Raw genomic sequence first — 17,752 nt, forward strand, 5'->3', positions numbered from 1 at the left:
CGGCACCCTACTGCCGATACCCCCCGAGGAACCGGCCGATCCGGCTGATCGCCGTGTCCAGGACGTCGGCGTGCGGGAGGGTGAGGATGCGGAAGTGGTCGGGGGAGGGCCAGTTGAAGCCGGTGCCCTGGACGACCTGGATCTTCTCGCGCAGCAGGAGGTCCAGGACGAACCTCTCGTCGTCGTGGATCTTGTGGACCTCCGGGTCGAGCCGGGCGAAGGCATACAGCGCGCCCTTGGGCTTGACGCACGAGACGCCGGGGATCTCGTTCAGCTTCTCCCAGGCCACGGTGCGCTGTTCGTACAGCCTGCCGCCGGGCGAGGTCAGCTCCTTGATGGACTGGCGGCCGCCCAGCGCGGCCTGAATGGCGTACTGCGCGGGCGCGTTGGCGCACAGGCGCATGGAGGCCAGCATGGTCAGGCCCTCCAGATAGCTGCGCGCGTGCTGCTTCGGTCCGGTCACCACCAGCCAGCCGGAGCGGAAGCCCGCCACCCGGTAGGTCTTGGACAGGCCGCAGAAGGTGAGGACGACCAGGTCGGGGGCGAGCGCGGCGGTCGAGTGGTGCACGGCGTCGTCGTACAGGATCTGGTCGTAGATCTCGTCCGCGAAGACCATCAGGCCGTGCCGGCGGGCGAGATCGAGGATGCCCTCCAGGATCTCCTTGGGGTACACCGCGCCGGTGGGGTTGTTCGGGTTGATGATCACCACCGCCTTGGTGCGGTCGGTGATCTTCGCGGCCATGTCGTCCAGGTCCGGGTACCACTCGGCCTGTTCGTCGCACAGGTAGTGCACCGCCTTGCCGCCGGCCAGCGTCGTCACGGCCGTCCACAGCGGGAAGTCCGGCGCCGGGATGAGGATCTCGTCGCCGTCCTCCACCAGCGCCTGTACGGCCATGGAGACCAGCTCCGAGACGCCGTTGCCGAGGAACACGTCGTCCACGCCGACCTCCAGGCCCCGCTCCTGGTAGCGCTGGGCCACCGCGCGGCGCGCGGACAGGACGCCGCGCGAGTCGGTGTAGCCGTGCGCCTGGGGCAGCATCCGGATCATGTCCTGGACGATCTCCTGCGGCGCCTCGAAACCGAACAGCGCCGGGTTGCCCGTGTTCAGCCTGAGGACGCTGTGGCCCGCCTCCTCCAGTGCGTTGGCGTGCTCGATCACCGGACCGCGGATCTCGTAGCAGACCTCGCTGAGCTTGTTCGACTGCCGGAACTCCATGCGCCCCTCCGGGAACTCGTGTTGCTTGGTTTTACCAAGTAGGAGCTTGGAAAGTCCAACGACATGTCTAGACTGCGTCGCATGCCACCTCGCCGAAGCTACGACCAGTACTGCTCCGCCGCCCGCGCGCTCGACCTCGTCGGCGACCGCTGGACGCTGCTGATCGTCCGTGAACTGCTGGCCGGCCCCCGCCGCTACACCGACCTGCACGCGGACCTGCCCGGAGTCAGCACGGACGTGCTCGCCTCACGGCTGAAGGACATGGAGCGCGACGGACTCGCCGGCCGCCGCCGGCTGCCCCCGCCCGGCGCCGCCTACGTCTACGAACTCACCGAGCGCGGACGCGCGTTGCTGCCCGTGCTCCAGGCGCTCGGCGAGTGGGGCCGCCCCGAACTCGGCGAGCCGCGCCCCACCGACGCGGTGCGCGCCCACTGGTTCGCACTGCCGCTGCTGCGGGCGCTCGACGGCGAGGGACTCGTCGAAGTCCGCCTGGAGGAGGGCGTGTTCCACCTCCACGTCGGCGCCGTGAGCGGTCCGGTCTACGGCGACGGCCCGGCGCCCGGCGAGCCCGACGCCCGGCTGGTGCTCGACCACGCCGTCTGCACGGCCGTCGCCCGCGGCGAGCTGGCCCTCGCGGACGCGGTGCGCGACGGGCGGGTGGAGGTGAGCGGCGACGGCGCGCTCGCCAAGGCGCTGCGGGAGGCCTGACGGCCGAAGGCCCGTCCTCCGGGGAGAACGGGCCTTCCTATGTGAGGAAATGACGTTGCGTCAGGCGCTCGGCGGCACCCGGGACGGTCGTCCCGAACCCCGGGTCAGCGCGTACCCGCCGATGCCCGCGAGCGCGGCCAGCACGGCGCCGACGCCGCTCCACACCCAGCGGTCGGACCACCAGTGGGAGGACCAGCCGCCGTCCGGCTCGATGCTCGACAGCACGGCGTGCTTCTTCGAGCCGTCCGCCGCGTCGCCGTCCTGCTGCGCGGACTTGACCGCGACGCCCGGGACGAGCGGCTGCGCCAGCGAGCCGTCCACGGCCGCCGGGCCGCCGATGTGCTTGGCGTCCGCCCGCACCTCGGCGTTCACCGGCTGGCCGAGGTCGGACGCCTGGAGGCCGACCGCGGTGAGCCGGACGTAGTACGTGCCGGGCAGCGGGTCGTCGGCCCACGGCTCCGACCAGGCCCGCACCGTGCGCAGCACGCAGGCCAGCTCCACCGAGGCGGTGCCCGCGGCGGCGGTGCGGGTCTGCGCGCCGTACTGGCACGACTGGCGGCGGCGCAGGCCGTCGTAGACGTCGAGCTGCCAGGTCTGCGCGGTGTGCTGGTCCGAGAGCTTCACCGTCGCCTTCACAGTGGGCCGCTCGCCCGCGTCCGCCGGGAACGACCAGTACAGATAGTCGCCCGTGGAGCCGGAGGCGGTCGCCCGCTGCCCCTGCTCGATCTCCGTCGCCGTGCGGAACGACGTGCCGGCCCGGGTCGGCGCGTCGCCGGAGCCGGACGGGCTCGGGGTGGGGGAGGAGTCGGCGGCCGCGGTGCCGGCGGCGAGGCCGACGGCGAGCAGTGCCGCGCTCAACACTCGTGTACAACGCATCAGTTCGTCCTCCAGATCGCGACCCGCCAGCGCGAGAGCCAGCCCCAGACCAGTCCGGCCAGGAAGCCGATCACCACCAACAGTCCGAGCAGCCACCAGCCGCGGCCCAGACCGAAGGCCGCCACGTCGTGCGCCTTGCTCGGCCCGTCCACCACGTCCACGGTCAGCTCCAGCGGCAGACCCGGCGTCGTCTTCACCCCGGCCGCCGCCGAGTAGGAGTTGGTCAGCTGGAGGCACACGGTCTCCGCCGGAGCGTCGTCGTCGTCGCTCCCGGCCTTCGGGTAGCGCAGACCCGTCGAGATCACGTCCGTACGGCCGGTGCCCGCGGCCTCGCCGCGCACGATCTCCCGGCCGTGCAGCGTCACGGCCCGCAGCAGCACCCCGTAGTCCGGGTTCACCGCCCGGTCGTCGGCGACGCTCACCGAGGCACGCAGCTCCTGGCCCGGCCGCACGTCCACCCGGTACCAGCGCTGCTGCCCGAACTCCTCACGGTCGGTGTAGAGACCGGACTTCACCTCGGGCGCCTTCGCGCAGTCGGCGGCGCCCTGGACGGCCACCGGAGTGACCACCGGATCGGCGGCCCGGTCGACCAACTCGCCGACCTTGTCGCTCAGTTCTTCCTTGTGCCGTACGTCGGTGTAGGTGCCTCCGGTGGCGTCCGCGATGCAGCTGAGCTGGTCGCGGGTCTTGGCGTCGGGCACCAGGCCGAGGGTGTCGATGGTCAGGCCGATGCCCTTGGCGGCTATCTCGCGGGCCACCTCGCACGGGTCCAGCGGCTGGCAGGTGTCCTCGCCGTCGCTGATCAGGACGATGCGGCGGGTGCCGTCGCCGCCCTCCAGGTCGGTCGCGGCCTTCAGCAGCGCGGGACCGATCGGCGTCCATCCGGTCGGGCTCAGCGTCGCGACCGCGGTCTTGGCCTCGGTGCGGTTCAGCGGGCCGACCGGGTAGAGCCGCGCGGTGTCCTTGCAGCCCTCCTTGCGGTCGTTGCCGCGGTAGTTGGCGCCCAGCGTGCGGATGCCGAGCTGGACCTCCTCGGGGGTCGCGTCGAGCACCTCGTTGAACGCCTGCTTCGCCGCGGCCATCCGCGTCCCGCCGTCGATGTCGCGGGCGCGCATGGAACCGCTGACGTCCAGGACGAGTTCGACCTTGGGTGCGGCCTGCCCGTCCGTCTCGTCGGCGACCGCGCCGGCGGGGAAGGCGATCCCGGCCGTCAGGGCGGCGAGCAGAGCACAGACTCCTGCCGCCAGCCGTTGTCTTGTGATCATCGGCGGATCCTATTGACCAAACCCGCCCACCTTCAAAACGACGGCCGCCGGTGACGCCGACTTCCGGCGCGCCGTCAGCTCGGCCCGCCGGGTGACGCCGTGCCGAGCAGGCCCGTGAGACGCGCCCGGTACAGCGCCGCGACGGTGAACCCGTCGGTGATCCGCCCGTCGGCCACCATCGCCTCCGCCTCGGCCGCGCTCACCGTGACGGCCCGCCGGATCCCCTCGCCCCGCTCCGGATCGCCGAAGCCGTCCACCCGGGCCGCGTACAGCCGGACCCGGTGGCCCAACAGACCCGTGTCGGGGTCGAGTTCACCGAGCGGGACGACCGCCGTCGGCGTCGCGTCGATCTCCTCCCGCAGCTCCCGCGCGACATTCTCCTCGTCCGTGGCCCCCGGGTCCCCGAAGCCGCGCACCACCTCCCGGTGCCACGCCCGGGTGGCGTGCCGGTAGTGCTCGATCAGCACGACCTTCCCCTCCGGTCCGAGCAGCGGCAGCACCACCACGCCGGGGGAGGCGCCGGGCGGCGGCAGGATCCGGTCGTACAGGCCCAGCCGGCCGTCGGGGAAGCGCACGGCGTCCCGCAGGTACCACAGGTGCCGATTGGCCGAGACCACACCGGTCGGCACCGGCCGCACCGCCGCCCTCAGCCGCTCCCGCAAGGCGCCGAACCGGCCCGGGGAACGGCTCTGCCCGCTCCCGGCGGCCTGCCGCCGGGCCCGGCGGACCAGCTCCGGATCCGTCAGGATCTCGATCGCCCCGGGTTCGTTGCGGAACCACTCCGGGACGGCCCGGCGCAGGGACTCGTAGCGGCTCATCGGGTGTCTCGCAGGCTGTGCAAGGGCGTACTCCGCGTTCAGTATTCGGGCAGGTCTTCGTTGTCCTGAGTGGTCGTGGACGCCGTGCCGGTGGCGCCGGGGCCGGCCGCGTCCCGGTAGCCGGGCAGCTGGCGCACCAAGTCGTGGAACTGCGCCCATTCTCGTTCACTGGCCAGCCGTACGGCGGCTATCTCACGGGCGAACCGCTGCTGCTGCCGCCCGGCGATCCGGTTGCGCAGCACCAGCTGCACCGACCCCGTCAGCGACCCGCTCACCGTGAGCGGCAGGACCGAACCCGCCACCTCCCACACGTCGTTGCCGCTGACGGCCGTGAACACGGCCGCCCCCACGGTGACCACCACCTCGACCACCGGACGCCACGGGGCCGGCCGTGCCCGGCCGTGCTCCCGGGCCAGCTCGAGGATCTCCGCGTTGAGCCCGACATAGCGGTCGAAGACCAGGCCCACGGAGTCCTGGAAGGCGCCGGGATCGGCGGTCAGGTCGCCGAACGCCCGGATGTACCCGTTCCACGCGGAGGTCTGCCGCAGCCGCCAGATGTCCTGGAGCGACAGCGCGTTCACCGCGGACGGCGTCAGCTGGTCCTGGACGGCGGCGAAGGACTGCCGCCGCAACAGCGTCAGCAGTTGCTCCGGGTCCTCGACGAACCCGGCGGTGCTCCTGGCCTCGCGGGCTTCCTGGAGCACCACCCGGCGCAGGCTGCCCACCGGGGTCAGCGGGTAACGTCCCAGCGCGTCGGCCAGGTTGACGTTGTAGATCAGGTCGAGGAGCTGCTTGATCTCCGCCGCGAAGGGTTTGCCCCGGTCGTATCTGCCCTCCGCGATGTTCGTCCCCGGCGCCGAGACGAACTCCTCGTAGAGGGTGTTGCGCACGACCGACTCCCGGCGCACGCTCAGGTCATTGCTGAAGGCGACGATCTCGCCGAGCCGCCGTCCGAACCGGTCCGCGTCCTGCCGGTCCACACCGACCTGTGCGGCCAGGACGTCGATGTCCTTGGCGGTCAGTCCCTGGACCTTCTCGGCGAACGGCTGGAACAGCCGGACCCGGGTCCGCTCCCGGTTCTCCTGGTCGCCCGAGGTGCCGTCCCAGGACATGCGCACACAGCGCACCCGGTCCGTGGCCGGTATCCCCGCCAGCGTCTCCTGCCAGGCGGTGAACCCGTCGCGCCGCAGGTGCAGATGGGCGGGCGGCTCCTCGGCCGGATGCCGCTCGTTGAGCAGGAAGGGCACGATGGCCCCCGACGCCAGGAGCCGCTGGTGCGCCGTCCGGCTCTCCCCCTCCAGCGCGAAGTCGTGGTTGATCGCGTCGTTGTTGTAGAAGTAGGCGCGGTTGATCACCACCTGGCTCGCGTTGATGAGACTGCGGAAGTACTCCGCCCGCACCTCCTGGTTCCGCTGCCGCCCGACCTGGTCCAGGGACTGGCCCCGCGCGATCATGACCTTGGCCAGCCGGGCCGGGACCCACTGGTTGTCCAGCGACTGCGCGATCACCGCCCCCGGCTCCAGCTGCTCGGGGCGGATCGGCGTCATCAGACCGTCACTGCTGTTGACGTCAGTCATCTTCTGCTCTCGAGACTCTCGTGGCCTGCGAACTCCTCACACGTACATCCCCGGACGGGCGGGAAGGGGCAACATGTCGTATTCGTAATACACGACCGCCGATTTCCAGCCGGGCGCCTCACCCGCCCCGGACGGGATTGGGCAGCCCCGTCCAGAGGTCTCCCGCCCGCCCCGGCGACAGCCGCATCAGCGTCAGCGCCTTGGCCGGCCAGGGCTCCTCGCGCAGCGCCCGTACGTCGGGCGAGTCCGGCAGGTCCTCCAGGGCCGTCGCCACGGCCGCGCGCAGCGCCGGGCCCGATCCGGCCGTGCCCGCCAGCGCGCCCGCCACCAGCGAGCCGAACAGCTTGCGGCGCAGGGCGACGGGATCGTCGGTGAGGTTGCGCTCGGGCAACTCCGGTACCGGCACGCCGTGTCGGCGCAGCCGGGCCGGGCTCACCCGGATGTCGGCCAGGTCGCGGTAGACCAGACGCAGCGGCGCGCCCGAGGCGGACAGCACCACCAGCAGGTTCTGCCCGTGCGCCTCCAGGGCCACGCCCAGCTCCAGCAGCCGCAGACCGGCGGTGAGGGCCAGCCGCGCGAAACGGGCCGTCCACGCGGGGGAGTCGGGCCAGGCGGTGGTGGCGAGGGCCGCCACCGGCAGCACCTGCTCGCCCGGCTCGGCGTACGCGCGCGGCGACTCGCGCCACAACGCCGCCAGATCCGGGGTGCCGGCGGCGGCCGCGCCGAGGGTCCGGGTGAAGCACAGCAGCCCGTCCGTACGGGCGGCCAGCTCCCCGGCGAAGTCCGACAGCGCCGCCGAGGCCGCCACCGAGCCCACCGAGATGTCCCGCACCGACGACGTCAGCCGCGCCGACAGCGCCGTCTTGACGTGCGGGCCGTGGGGCAGGGCCAGCGTGCGCAGCGACATCAGCGGATGCGCCACGAGGCCCGCGCCCTCGCCGGCCCGCTTCAGCACGTGCCGCGCCTGCCACGGATGCACGGGCACCAACAGGTCCCGCCCGGCACGGAATTCGTCCGGCCACACCCCGCTCACCACGCACTCCGACTCCGGCGCCGGCAGCAGGCGCAGCTCCACCAGCGGCCCGTGCTCCGGCCCGTACGCCAGTTGCTCGGCCACCGAGAAACCCGGCCGGGAACGGCAGTTGGGATGGAAGGGATGCCCGTCCACCACCCGCTGCTCCCACTCCCAGTCGGTCGCGGGCCACCCGTTCGGGTGATGCTCGGCGGGCGCCGGCCGGCTGGCCCGGGACAGCGCCAACGAGGCGACGCTGTGCGCCAGTTCGGCGGCGAACGCCTCGCCGTGCGGCACGGCCAGGGCGGCCGTCAGACGCGCCGGATCGGCGTAGCGCGCGCCGCCGAGGCGCACCTCGGACACGTAGGCGGCCGTCGCGTACGGGTCGGCGGCCGGGCCGCTGAGCGCGCGGCCGTCGCAAAGCCGCAGGACCAGGCCGTCGCGCACCCGCTCCCGGCCCGTGACCCACGGCAGCGGCTCGTACGCCAGCGCCCGCCACAGCCGGGTCAGCACCGCCGCCCGCGCGCCGGGCAGCGCCCGCGCGTACCGTGCGGCCAGGGCGGGCCGTACGGCGGCCAACTCGTCGCCGATCTCGGTCTCGGCGCTCGGGGGACGGGGCACCATCGGGCTCCTCGGTAGCGGGTCGGGGCGTCACGGTAGCGCGCACCGGGCAGCCATACTGATCACACCGCACCGTGTGGACGTAGGGAACGAATGGAACGCGTCAAGCCCATGCCCCTCAGCGCCGACGCCGGAGCGCGTGCCGACGCGTACGCCGCAGCGCCCCTGCTGAACTGCCTGATCCGCGAACTGGCGCAGCCCTGTCCGGACCCCGGCGGACGGCAGGCCTACCGGCTGCCCGGCAGCGGCCGGCTGCTGCGGGTGCGCGCCGGGCGGCGCCCTGCCGAACCCGAGATCCGCGCGGACGGCGGCTGGCAGCGCGTCGGCCACCCGGAACTGGTCAAACTCGTCGCCGAGGAACTGCGCCGGCACACCGGCCTGAGCAACGACGAACTGCCCGCCGAGATGATCGACAGCCGGGAGGCGGTGGCGGCGCTGCTCGCCGCCCGCGACACGGCGGTCCCGCCCGCCGACCCCTACCTGCGCTCCGAGCAGTCCCTCGTCACCGGACACCCCTACCACCCGGCGCCCAAGGCGCGCGGCGGCGGCCCGGTCGCCTCCTGGCTGCCGTACGCGCCCGAGGCGTACGCCCGCTTCCCGCTGGCGCTGCTGGCCGTGCGCGAGGACCTGGTCGCCGAGGAGGGCGACACCTCGGCGCTGGACGCGCTCGGCCAGGCGCCGCCCGGCTACCGGCTGCTGCCCGCCCACCCCTGGCAGCTGGAGCTGGCGGCCGGCGCCCTCGCCGGGGCGTTCGCGGACGGCCGGCTGCTGCGGCTGGGCCGCACCCCCTTCGAGGTCGGCCCGACCGCTGCCGTGCGCACCGTGCACGCCGCCGAGCACGATCTGTTCCTGAAGTTCAGCCTGGACGTGCGGATCACCAACGACGTGCGCCGGCTGTGGCGGCACGACCTGCTGAGGCTGCGCCGCACCGACACGGCCGCCGTGGCCGCCTTCGCCCGCCTGGACGGCCCGGCGGCCTGGCTCAGCGACCGCGGCTACCGCACCGCCGCCTTCGCCTTCGAGGAACTGGCCGTCGTCGTCCGCGACGGACTGGCCCGGCACGCGCTGCCCGGCACGACCGTGCTGCTCGCCGCCGCCCTCGCCGAGGGCTTCGACGGCAACCCGCTGGACGCCGTCAGGGACCCGGAGCGCTGGTGGGCGGCGTATCTGCGCCAGGTCGTGCCGCCGGCGCTGGCGGCCTTCGCCGACCACGGCGTCGTCCTGGAGGCCCACCTCCAGAACTCGCTGATCGCCGTGGACGCGGCCGGGCTGCCCGTGCAGGCGCTGTTCCGGGACGCGGAGGGCGTGAAGCTGCTGCCCGGGACGGACCGGGCGGCCGGCTGGGAGCGGCTGGTGTACTGCCTGGTCGTCAACCACCTCGCCGAGATCGCCGCCGCCCTCGTCGAGCGCCACCGCGGCTTCGACCCGTGGCCCGCCGTCCGCCGCGAGCTGTCCCTGCGCGCCGACCTGCCCGAGATCCCCGCCCTGCTCACCGCGCCGACCCTGCCCGGCAAGACCAACCTGCTGCTGCGCTGGACGGGCGCGGACGGCGCCGCCGCCCGCTACCGCCCGCTGCGCAACCCGCTGGCGCGGGCGTAGGAGCCGCCGGCGACCGCCCCGGACGGCCGAGTCGCCCGGGGCAGTCGGGAGAAAAGGTGTTTGGGCCGCCCGTCACGGGTCACGCGACAGTCGCGACGCCGCTGCTGAAGCACCAGGAAAGGCGACCCATGACGGAGATCCGACCTGCCACGACCACTGACTCCGGGGCACCGGTGGAGAGCGATGAGCATTCGCTCACCGTGGGCCCCGGGGGACCGATCCTGCTCCAGGACGCCTATTTGATCGAACAGATGGCGCAGTTCAACCGGGAGCGGATCCCGGAGCGCCAGCCGCACGCCAAGGGGAGCGGCGCCTTCGGTCACTTCGAGGTGACCGACGACGTCAGCGCGTACACGAAGGCGGCCCTGTTCCAGCCCGGCGTCCGCACCGACCTCGTCGCCCGGTTCTCGACCGTCGCCGGGGAGCGCGGCAGCCCGGACACCTGGCGCGACCCGCGCGGCTTCGCGGTGAAGTTCTACACCAGCGAAGGCAACTACGACATGGTCGGCAACAACACGCCGGTCTTCTTCGTGAAGGACCCGATGAAGTTCCAGCACTTCATCCGGTCCCAGAAGCGCCGCGCGGACAACAACCTGCGCGACCACGACATGCAGTGGGACTTCTGGACCCTCTCCCCGGAGTCCGCGCACCAGGTCACCTGGCTGATGGGCGACCGGGGCATCCCGCGCAGCTGGCGCCACATGAACGGCTACACCTCGCACACGTACATGTGGATCAACGCCGACGGCGAGCGGTTCTGGGTGAAGTACCACTTCAAGACCGACCAGGGCATCGAGTTCTTCACCCAGGACGAGGGTGACCAGATGGCCGCGGCGGACACGGACTACCACACCCGCGACCTCTTCGAGCACATCCGGGACGGCGACTACCCGAGCTGGACCCTGTACGTGCAGGTGATGCCGTACGAGGAGGCCGCGCACTACCGCTTCAACCCGTTCGACCTGACCAAGGTGTGGCCGCACGGCGACTACCCGCTGATCCGGGTCGGCCGCATGACGCTGGACCGCAACCCCACCGACAACCACGCCCAGATCGAGCAGGCGGCGTTCCAGCCCAACAACCTCGTCCCCGGCATCGGCCCGAGCCCGGACCGCATGCTGCTGGCCCGGCTGTTCTCCTACGCGGACGCGCACCGCTACCGCATCGGCGCAAACTACCAGCAGCTGCCGGTGAACGCCCCGGTCGTCGACGTCCACACGTACTCCAAGGACGGGGCGATGGCCTACCGGTACACCACCGACCCGGTGTACGCCCCGAACTCCAAGGGCGGCCCCGCCGCCGACACCGAGCGCTACGGTTCGCCGCCGAGCTGGACGGCCGACGGCGAGATCACCCGGGCCGCCTACGTCTCCCACCCCGAGGACGACGACTGGGGGCAGCCCGGCACGATGGTGCGGGAGGTGCTGGACGACGCCGCTCGCGACCGCCTCGTCGACAACGTGGTGGGCCACCTCCTCAACGGCGTGAGCGAGCCCGTACTCGAACGCGCCTTCGAGTACTGGACGAACATCGACGAGAACATCGGCAAGCGCATCGCCGCCGGGGTGCGCGCCAAGGCCGGCGAGAAGGACCCGAAGGCCGCCGAGCAGAGCAACCCGGCGCGCAGCTCGATGCAGCACAAGGCGTAACGGCGAGGGAACGCCGCAGCGGGCGTCCGGGCCGTCGGTCGACGGCCCGGACGCCCGCGAGCGCGCCCCCGTCGCGCCCGGTCACTATGCTGGCGTCGTGCGGGACGGACGACCGGCGGGGGACGCGACGATGCTGAGAGAGGTCACCGCGACCCGCTACGTCGAGCCCCTGCACTCCGGCGGCTCCGTCCCCGGCGTCGTGGAGGCCGACGACCTCGGCACGTACGTCGTGAAGTTCACCGGCTCCGCGCAGGGCCGCAAGGCGCTGGTGGCCGAGGTGGTGGTGGGCGAGCTGGCGCGCGCCCTCGGGCTGCGCTTCCCCGAACTGGTGCTCGTGAACTTCGACCCCGAGCTGGCCGCGCATGAACCGCACCAGGAGGTGCGCGACCTGCTGAACGCCAGCCCCGGCGTCAACCTCGGCATGGACTTTCTGCCGGGCGCCCGCGACTTCACCCCCGAGGCCGCCAAGGGCTTCGCGGTCGATCCGCTGGAGGCCGGCCGGATCGTGTGGCTGGACGCGCTGACGGCCAATGTGGACCGCACCGTCCACAGCTCCAACCTGATGATCTGGCCGACGTCGGGCACCGTGCCGCCGCGCCTGTGGCTGATCGACCACGGCGCTGCCCTCGTCTTCCACCACCGCTGGGACACCTCGGAGCCCGCGAAGGCGTACGACTTCCGGCACCACGCCCTCGGGCAGTACGCGCCGGACGTCCGGGCGGCGGACGCGCGGCTCGCGCCGCTGGTGACGCGGGAACTGCTGCGGACCGTCCTCGCGCGGGTGCCGGACGCCTGGCTGGCGGAGGAGCCGGACTTCGCGGGCCCCGAGCAGGTCCGCGCCGCCTACGTCGACTACCTCGCCGCCCGGGTGGCCGCCTCCGCGGCCTGGCTGCCCACGGACTTCCCCGGCCGCGCCGAGCTGGCCGCCGAGGAGGCCCGGCGCGCGGCGCGGACCCAGGCCGGCCGGCCCGACTGGCTCAAGCGGGTCCCCGATCTGCACGGCAAGCCGGCCGCGGAACAGGACTGGTCGGTCCACCTGGAGTAGCCGCCCGGCGCACGGTCCGGGCACACGTGTGAGCGGCCCCGGACGCCCCGGGACCGCTCACACCCGTGGCTCAGCCCCTCAGCCGCTCGTACGCCGGCAGGGTCAGGAAGTCGGCGTAGTCCTCGTCCAGGGAGACCTGGAGGAGCAGGTCGTGGGCCTGCTGCCAGTTGCCGGCGGCGAAGGCGTCCTCGCCGATCTCCGCGCGGATCCTGGCCAGTTCCTCGGCGGCGACCGTGCGGGCCAGCTCCGGCGTGGCCTTCTCGCCGTTCTCGAACTGGACGCCCGCGTTGATCCACTGCCAGATCTGCGAGCGGGAGATCTCGGCGGTGGCCGCGTCCTCCATCAGGTTGAAGATGGCGACGGCGCCCAGGCCGCGCAGCCACGCCTCGATGTAACGGATGCCCACCTGGACGGCGTTGACCAGGCCCGCGTACGTCGGCTTGGCGTCGAGCGAGTCGATCGCGATCAGGTCGGCCGCCTGCACGTCGACGTCCTCGCGCAGCCGGTCCTTCTGGTTCGGCCGCTCGCCGAGCACCCGGTCGAAGGACTTCATGGCGATCGGCACCAGGTCGGGGTGGGCGACCCAGGAGCCGTCGAAGCCGTCGCCGGCCTCGCGGTCCTTGTCGGCTCGGACCTTCTCGAAGGCCACCTTGTTGACCTCGGCGTCCCGGCGGGACGGGATGAACGCCGCCATGCCGCCGATCGCGTGCGCGCCGCGCTTGTGGCAGGTGCGCACCAGGAGTTCGGTGTACGCCCGCATGAACGGGGCGGTCATCGTGACCGCGTTGCGGTCCGGCAGGACAAACTTCTCGCCGCCGTCACGGAAGTTCTTCACGATGGAGAACAGGTAGTCCCAGCGGCCGGCGTTCAACCCGGCGGCGTGGTCGCGCAGTTCGTAGAGGATCTCCTCCATCTCGTACGCGGCCGTGATCGTCTCGATCAGGACGGTGGCGCGGACGGTGCCCTGCGGGATGCCGACGTGGTCCTGGGCGAAGACGAAGATCTCGTTCCAGAGGCGGGCCTCCAGGTGCGATTCCGTCTTCGGCAGGTAGAAGTAGGGGCCCTTGCCGAGGTCCAGCAGCCGCTGCGCGTTGTGGAAGAAGTACAGGCCGAAGTCGACCAGCGCGCCGGGGACCTGACGGCCGTCGGCGTCCACGAGGTGACGCTCGTTCAGGTGCCAGCCGCGCGGGCGCATCACGACCGTGGCCAGTTCGCCGGCCGGGCGCAGGGCGTAGGACTTGCCGGACTTCGGGTCGGTGAAGTCGATGCGGCGGGTGTAGGCGTCGGTCAGGTTGAGCTGGCCGAGGACGACGTTCTCCCAGGTGGGCGCGGAGGCGTCCTCGAAGTCGGCGAGCCAGACCTTCGCGCCCGAGTTGAGCGCGTTGATGGTCATCTTCCGGTCGGTGGGACCGGTGATCTCGACCCGGCGGTCGTTCAGGGCCGCGGGGGCCGGGGCGACCCTCCAGGAGTCGTCCGCGCGCACCGCGGCCGTCTCCGGGAGGAAGTCGAGGGTGGAGGTGCGGGCGATCTCGGCGCGGCGCTCGGCCCGGCGGGCGAGGAGTTCGTCGCGGCGCGGCGTGAACCGCCGGTGCAGCTCCGCCACGAAGGCGAGCGCCGCTTCGGTGAGGACCTCCTCCTGCCGGGGCAGGGGCTCGGCGTCGACGATGGCCAGCGGGGACGGCGCTGGTGCGGACATGAGCTGTCACTTCCTTCGGGGGAGCTTCTTCAGCGAACCACGTTCACCGCCACCGCGCCGTGGCACTGGATGCCAAGCGACACGAATGGGGTATATGGCGCCCTCGGATCGGCCAGGCGCTTCTGATCAGTGGATACTAGTTTCCTCATGGTGGAAGTTCAATGGTTTGTTGATGTCGAGATTCTCTGAGTCGAGGAATCGTGGCGTTCAGTGCCACGCCGTTCACTCCAGGTGCGCCAAGTCGGCCTCGGTGTCGATGTCGTACGCCTGCGCCACATCCGCGCACTCCACCAGCGTGATCGCCGCCGCGTGCTCCTTCAGGTAGGCGCGCGCGCCCCGGTCGCCGGTCGCACTGGCCGCGATGCCCGCCCAGTGGGCCGCGCCGAACAGCACGGGATGCCCGCGCACCCCCTCGTACGCCGCGGCCACCAGCGACGTCTCGTCCCGGAACGCGGACCGCACCCGGCCCACCGCCGCCGCGCCGATCCCGGGCTGGTCCACCAGGCAGACCAGCGCCGCCCGCGCCGGTGAGCCGGCCAGCGAGCCGAGCCCCGCCCGCAGCGAGGACCCCATGCCCTCCTCCCAGGCGGGGTTGTCCACCAGCACGCAGTCCGCCAGCCGCGCCCGCTCCCGTACGTCGCCGGCCCGCGCCCCCAGCACCACGTGCACCCGGGTGCAGCCGGCCGCCCGCAGGACGGCGACCGCGTGCTCCACCAGCGGCCGGCCCCGGTGGGTGAGCAGCGCCTTGGGGCGTCCGCCGAGCCGCCGCCCGCCGCCCGCCGCCAGCACGAGCCCGGCCACCTCCTGCGCCCCGGCGGCTTCCCGCGCCCCGGCCGTCTCGTGCGCCCCGGCTGTCTGGTGCGTCCCGGTCGCTCCTCGCGCCCCGGTCGTCTCGTGCGTCCCGGTCGTCCGGTGCGTCCGGGCTGCCTCGTCGTCTGTGCGTGTCATGCGTCCTGCATACCTGACCGCCGCACGGCGGCGCGGTGTCGTGGGGCTGAATTTCGGTCCCCGTGCTGGCGCGCCCCGCCCCGGGTGTCGTTTACTACCCGCGTCCGGGGACTGCGCACGACGAAGTGCGAGGGGGAGGGCTGTGTTGCGGAGCTTGGGCCAGCGGCCGGTGACGGGCAGCGAAGAGGACCCGAGGGTGGCGGGACTGCGCACCGCCGTGTCCCGGTTACGCCGCGAACTGGCCGCCCATCCGGCGGAGTTCGCCGACCGCTCCATAGCCGAGGACGAACTCGCCGCGCTCGCCGCGATGGCCGCCCACGGCGCCCCCGAGATTCCGCGACTGCGCCGTTCGCTGCTGCTCATCGCCGGATCGATAGGCTCGGTCAGCGCCCTCGGGCCCGGCCTGGCGCAGGTGCGGACCGCGGTGGACCTGTTCGGACAGCCGCCGCGCCGCTGAGCGGGTCGGCGCCGCCGACGGACGGGCGCCCGCACGGCCTCAGGGCTCGGAGCCCGAGCCGCCGCGGCAGCGCTGAGCACGTGCGCCGTCGTGGTGCTCGGGGTCTGCGCCGCCGCGGCGTCCACGCGCCGTGCCGCCGTGGTGCCCGTTTGCCCTGCGCCGTCGCAGGGCTCAGGGTCCGTGCCGTCGTCGGGGGCTCAGCAGGTGCGCCGTCGTGGTGCTCACGGCGCGTGCCGCCATGGCGTCCCGGGCGCGTGCCGTCGTGGTGCCCGTGCCCTGCGTCGCGCCGCGGGGATCAGGGCCTGTGCCGCCGTACGAGGCCCTGTTCCGTCGCCGCCGCCACCGCCGCCGTGCGCGATTCCACGCCCAGCTTGGCGTAGACGTGCACCAGGTGGGACTTCACCGTGGCCTGGCTCAGGAACAGGCGCTTGCTGATCTCCAGGTTGGACAGCCCGTCGCGGACCAGCTCCAGCACTTCCAGCTCGCGGCGGCTGAGCGCGGCGGCCGGCGTCCGCATGCGGTCCATCAGCCGGTGGGCGACGGCCGGGGCCAGCGCCGAGCGGCCGGCGGCGGCGGTGCGCACCGCCGCGGCCAGCTCCGGCGGCGGGGCGTCCTTCAGCAGATAGCCCGCCGCCCCCGCCTCCACCGCGGCCAGGATGTCCGCGTCCGTGTCGTACGTGGTCAGCACCAGCACGCGCGGGGCGCCGGGCCGGGCGGTGATCCGCGCCGTGGCCTCCGCGCCGTGCGCCCCGCCGGGCCCGAACTGGAGATCCATCAGCACCACGTCGATCCCGCCCGCGGCGGCCAGCTCCACGGCGCGCTCCGCCGTCGGCGCCTCGCCCACGATCGCGAAGTCCGGCTCGGCGGAGAGCACGGCCCGCAGTCCCGCCCGGACCACCGGATGGTCGTCGGCCAGCAGCAGCCGGACCGGCCCGCCCTCCTCGGCCACGTGCTCCGGCGTCATACGGCGCTCCGCGGCCCGGGGCGGGGCAGGGTGACCGCCACCGCCGTGCCCTGGCCGGGCGCCGACTCCACGGTGAGCGTGCCGCCCAGCGCCGTGGCGCGCGAGCGCATCGCGGGCAGCCCGAAACCGCCCGCCGCCGCGCCGCCCGCCGTCGCGCCGCCCCCGCCCACGGCGGCCACTGCGGCGTCCGGCACGAAGCCGACCCCGTCGTCCACCACGTCCAGCGCCACCGCCGTGTCCATGAAGCTCAGGGTGACCTCCACGCGCCCCGCGCGGGCGTGCCGCAGCGTGTTGCCGAGCGCGGACTGCGCGATCCGCAGCAGCGCCACCTCGTAGGGGGTGGGCAGTCCGGCCGGCGCGCCGCTCACCGAGAACCGGACCGCGGGCGGCCCCGCCGTCCGCGCGCACAGCCGCTCCAGTGCGCCGGCCAGTGAGCCGCGCTCCAGGTCCGGCGGGGTCAGCGCGTGCACGAAACGGCGGGCCTCGGCGAGATTGTCCTGCGCGGTGGCACGGGCCTGCTCGATGTGGGCGGCGGCCGGGGAGCCGCCCGGCACCGCCCGCTGGGCGGCGCGCAGCAGCAGCTGGATGCTGGACAGCCCCTGGGCGAGCGTGTCGTGGATCTCCCGGGCCAGCCGCTCCCGCTCCGCCAGCGTGCCCGCCGTCCGCTCGGCGGCGGCCAGCTCGGCGCGGGTCGCCACCAGCTCCTCGATCAGCTCGCGCCGCCGCTCGCTCTCCCGGTACAGGGCCTCGTAGCCGAGCACGGTGGCCACCGCGACCGCCGCGCCGAGCAGCGGCCCGATGAACGCCCCCGGCGTGACCTGTCCGCCGTGCCCGACGAAACCGGCGATGGCCGCGGCGGCGGTCGCCGCGACCGAGGGCAGCGCCCAGCGCGCCGGCAGCAGGTGCAGCTGGAGGAAGTACAGCGGGAACGCCGCCCACAGCCCGTCCGGGGAGAACACCAGCAGCACCAGCCAGGAGGCGCCGAGCAGCGCCAGCCACAGCGCCGCGGCGCGCCGGGAACGCCGTACGGCCCGGCTCGGCGCGCCCGCGGCCAGCACCGCGCCGGTGCCGAGCGCCGCCGTCACCGTCGCGACCGCCGACGGTCCGTGCGCGCGCACCGCGGCGAGGGCGAGCAGGCCCGCGAACAGCGCGTACAGGCACCGGCGCAGGGCGGCGACGACGGGGGAGTGGGGGTGGGCGTCCATGACCGCTCCAGGGTAAGCGGGCGCCGCGCGCCGCCCGTCAACCGAAAGGTGGAATCCGGGGCCCGCCCTTCGGCGCGGCCGAAGCGTGCCCGGGCG

At 73.5% G+C, this 17,752-nt stretch carries 15 protein-coding genes; 5 read left to right on the forward strand and 10 right to left on the reverse strand.

From position 1 onward, the window contains the following. Nucleotides 1-7 precede the first annotated feature (7 nt). Nucleotides 8-1,216, reverse strand: a complete 1,209-nt coding sequence (locus ABEB07_RS34680; protein WP_176151044.1) for a pyridoxal phosphate-dependent aminotransferase — start codon at nucleotides 1,214-1,216, stop codon at nucleotides 8-10. An 81-nt stretch (nucleotides 1,217-1,297) separates the two neighbouring features. Between ABEB07_RS34680 and ABEB07_RS34685 the strand changes: the two genes are divergently transcribed. Continuing rightward, nucleotides 1,298-1,924, forward strand: a complete 627-nt coding sequence (locus tag ABEB07_RS34685) for a winged helix-turn-helix transcriptional regulator (protein WP_345672006.1) — start codon at nucleotides 1,298-1,300, stop codon at nucleotides 1,922-1,924. Nucleotides 1,925-1,984: 60 nt separating this feature from the next. Here the strand turns inward: ABEB07_RS34685 and ABEB07_RS34690 are convergent, their stop codons facing one another. From ABEB07_RS34690 to ABEB07_RS34710, 5 genes are all read right to left on the reverse strand, one after another. Beyond that, a complete protein-coding gene (locus ABEB07_RS34690; RefSeq protein WP_345672007.1) occupies nucleotides 1,985-2,800 on the reverse strand; it encodes a hypothetical protein in 816 nt (271 codons plus the stop codon). After that, nucleotides 2,800-4,065 (reverse strand): VWA domain-containing protein, encoded by a 1,266-nt coding sequence (locus ABEB07_RS34695; protein WP_345672008.1) that lies wholly within the window; start codon nucleotides 4,063-4,065, stop codon nucleotides 2,800-2,802. Before ABEB07_RS34695 ends, ABEB07_RS34690 begins: the two co-directional genes overlap by 1 nt. Nucleotides 4,066-4,139: 74 nt before the next feature. After that, nucleotides 4,140-4,883, reverse strand: coding sequence for an NUDIX hydrolase (locus tag ABEB07_RS34700; RefSeq protein ID WP_345672009.1), 744 nt, complete (start codon nucleotides 4,881-4,883; stop codon nucleotides 4,140-4,142). A 38-nt stretch (nucleotides 4,884-4,921) separates the two neighbouring features. Beyond that, a complete protein-coding gene (locus ABEB07_RS34705) occupies nucleotides 4,922-6,460 on the reverse strand; it encodes a hypothetical protein (RefSeq protein ID WP_345672010.1) in 1,539 nt (512 codons plus the stop codon). Nucleotides 6,461-6,578: 118 nt separating this feature from the next. After that, on the reverse strand, nucleotides 6,579-8,093 hold the full coding sequence (locus ABEB07_RS34710) for an IucA/IucC family protein (protein ID WP_345672141.1): 1,515 nt from the start codon (nucleotides 8,091-8,093) through the stop codon (nucleotides 6,579-6,581). 111 nt (nucleotides 8,094-8,204) lie between these two features. Here ABEB07_RS34710 and ABEB07_RS34715 point away from each other — a divergent pair, with 111 nt between their 5' ends. The 3 genes from ABEB07_RS34715 (at nucleotide 8,205) to ABEB07_RS34725 (ending at nucleotide 12,386) form a co-directional block, all read left to right on the forward strand. Further along, entirely contained in the window at nucleotides 8,205-9,692 is a 1,488-nt protein-coding gene (locus ABEB07_RS34715; RefSeq protein ID WP_425589135.1) for an IucA/IucC family protein, read from the forward strand. A gap of 128 nt (nucleotides 9,693-9,820) precedes the next feature. Then, nucleotides 9,821-11,341, forward strand: a complete 1,521-nt coding sequence (locus tag ABEB07_RS34720; RefSeq protein ID WP_176151052.1) for a catalase — start codon at nucleotides 9,821-9,823, stop codon at nucleotides 11,339-11,341. Between the two features lie 130 nt (nucleotides 11,342-11,471). Next, entirely contained in the window at nucleotides 11,472-12,386 is a 915-nt protein-coding gene (locus tag ABEB07_RS34725) for a HipA family kinase (protein WP_345672143.1), read from the forward strand. Nucleotides 12,387-12,456: 70 nt separating this feature from the next. On the opposite strand, the gene aceB is transcribed toward ABEB07_RS34725, so the two are convergent. Continuing rightward, nucleotides 12,457-14,082 (reverse strand): malate synthase A, encoded by a 1,626-nt coding sequence (gene aceB, locus ABEB07_RS34730; protein WP_345672014.1) that lies wholly within the window; start codon nucleotides 14,080-14,082, stop codon nucleotides 12,457-12,459. Between the two features lie 222 nt (nucleotides 14,083-14,304). Further along, on the reverse strand, nucleotides 14,305-15,030 hold the full coding sequence (locus ABEB07_RS34735; protein WP_345672015.1) for a nucleotidyltransferase family protein: 726 nt from the start codon (nucleotides 15,028-15,030) through the stop codon (nucleotides 14,305-14,307). 169 nt (nucleotides 15,031-15,199) lie between these two features. On the opposite strand from ABEB07_RS34735, the gene ABEB07_RS34740 reads away from it, so the two are divergent. Further along, the gene (locus ABEB07_RS34740; protein WP_343235958.1) at nucleotides 15,200-15,487 is read left to right on the forward strand and encodes a DUF5955 family protein; all 288 of its coding nucleotides are present in this window, start codon (nucleotides 15,200-15,202) and stop codon (nucleotides 15,485-15,487) included. Nucleotides 15,488-15,782: 295 nt separating this feature from the next. On the opposite strand, the gene ABEB07_RS34745 is transcribed toward ABEB07_RS34740, so the two are convergent. Beyond that, nucleotides 15,783-16,451: a response regulator transcription factor gene (locus ABEB07_RS34745; protein ID WP_345672017.1), complete on the reverse strand. Its 669-nt coding sequence runs from the start codon at nucleotides 16,449-16,451 to the stop codon at nucleotides 15,783-15,785. Then, nucleotides 16,448-17,656 (reverse strand): sensor histidine kinase, encoded by a 1,209-nt coding sequence (locus tag ABEB07_RS34750; protein ID WP_345672018.1) that lies wholly within the window; start codon nucleotides 17,654-17,656, stop codon nucleotides 16,448-16,450. Before ABEB07_RS34750 ends, ABEB07_RS34745 begins: the two co-directional genes overlap by 4 nt. Nucleotides 17,657-17,752: the final 96 nt, after the last annotated feature.

This window comes from Streptomyces similanensis (assembly GCF_039543625.1).
Lineage (GTDB): Bacteria > Actinomycetota > Actinomycetes > Streptomycetales > Streptomycetaceae > Streptomyces > Streptomyces similanensis.

Coding starts and splice junctions, on each gene's coding strand:
- ABEB07_RS34680 (WP_176151044.1), bottom strand. CDS start 1,216: ATGGAGTTCCGGCAGTCGAACAAGCTCAGCGAGGTCTGCTACGAGATC.
- ABEB07_RS34685 (WP_345672006.1), top strand. CDS start 1,298: ATGCCACCTCGCCGAAGCTACGACCAGTACTGCTCCGCCGCCCGCGCG.
- ABEB07_RS34690 (WP_345672007.1), bottom strand. CDS start 2,800: ATGCGTTGTACACGAGTGTTGAGCGCGGCACTGCTCGCCGTCGGCCTC.
- ABEB07_RS34695 (WP_345672008.1), bottom strand. CDS start 4,065: ATGATCACAAGACAACGGCTGGCGGCAGGAGTCTGTGCTCTGCTCGCC.
- ABEB07_RS34700 (WP_345672009.1), bottom strand. CDS start 4,883: ATGAGCCGCTACGAGTCCCTGCGCCGGGCCGTCCCGGAGTGGTTCCGC.
- ABEB07_RS34705 (WP_345672010.1), bottom strand. CDS start 6,460: ATGACTGACGTCAACAGCAGTGACGGTCTGATGACGCCGATCCGCCCC.
- ABEB07_RS34715 (WP_425589135.1), top strand. CDS start 8,205: ATGCCCCTCAGCGCCGACGCCGGAGCGCGTGCCGACGCGTACGCCGCA.
- ABEB07_RS34720 (WP_176151052.1), top strand. CDS start 9,821: ATGACGGAGATCCGACCTGCCACGACCACTGACTCCGGGGCACCGGTG.
- ABEB07_RS34725 (WP_345672143.1), top strand. CDS start 11,472: ATGCTGAGAGAGGTCACCGCGACCCGCTACGTCGAGCCCCTGCACTCC.
- aceB (WP_345672014.1), bottom strand. CDS start 14,082: ATGTCCGCACCAGCGCCGTCCCCGCTGGCCATCGTCGACGCCGAGCCC.
- ABEB07_RS34735 (WP_345672015.1), bottom strand. CDS start 15,030: ATGACACGCACAGACGACGAGGCAGCCCGGACGCACCGGACGACCGGG.
- ABEB07_RS34745 (WP_345672017.1), bottom strand. CDS start 16,451: ATGACGCCGGAGCACGTGGCCGAGGAGGGCGGGCCGGTCCGGCTGCTG.
- ABEB07_RS34750 (WP_345672018.1), bottom strand. CDS start 17,656: ATGGACGCCCACCCCCACTCCCCCGTCGTCGCCGCCCTGCGCCGGTGC.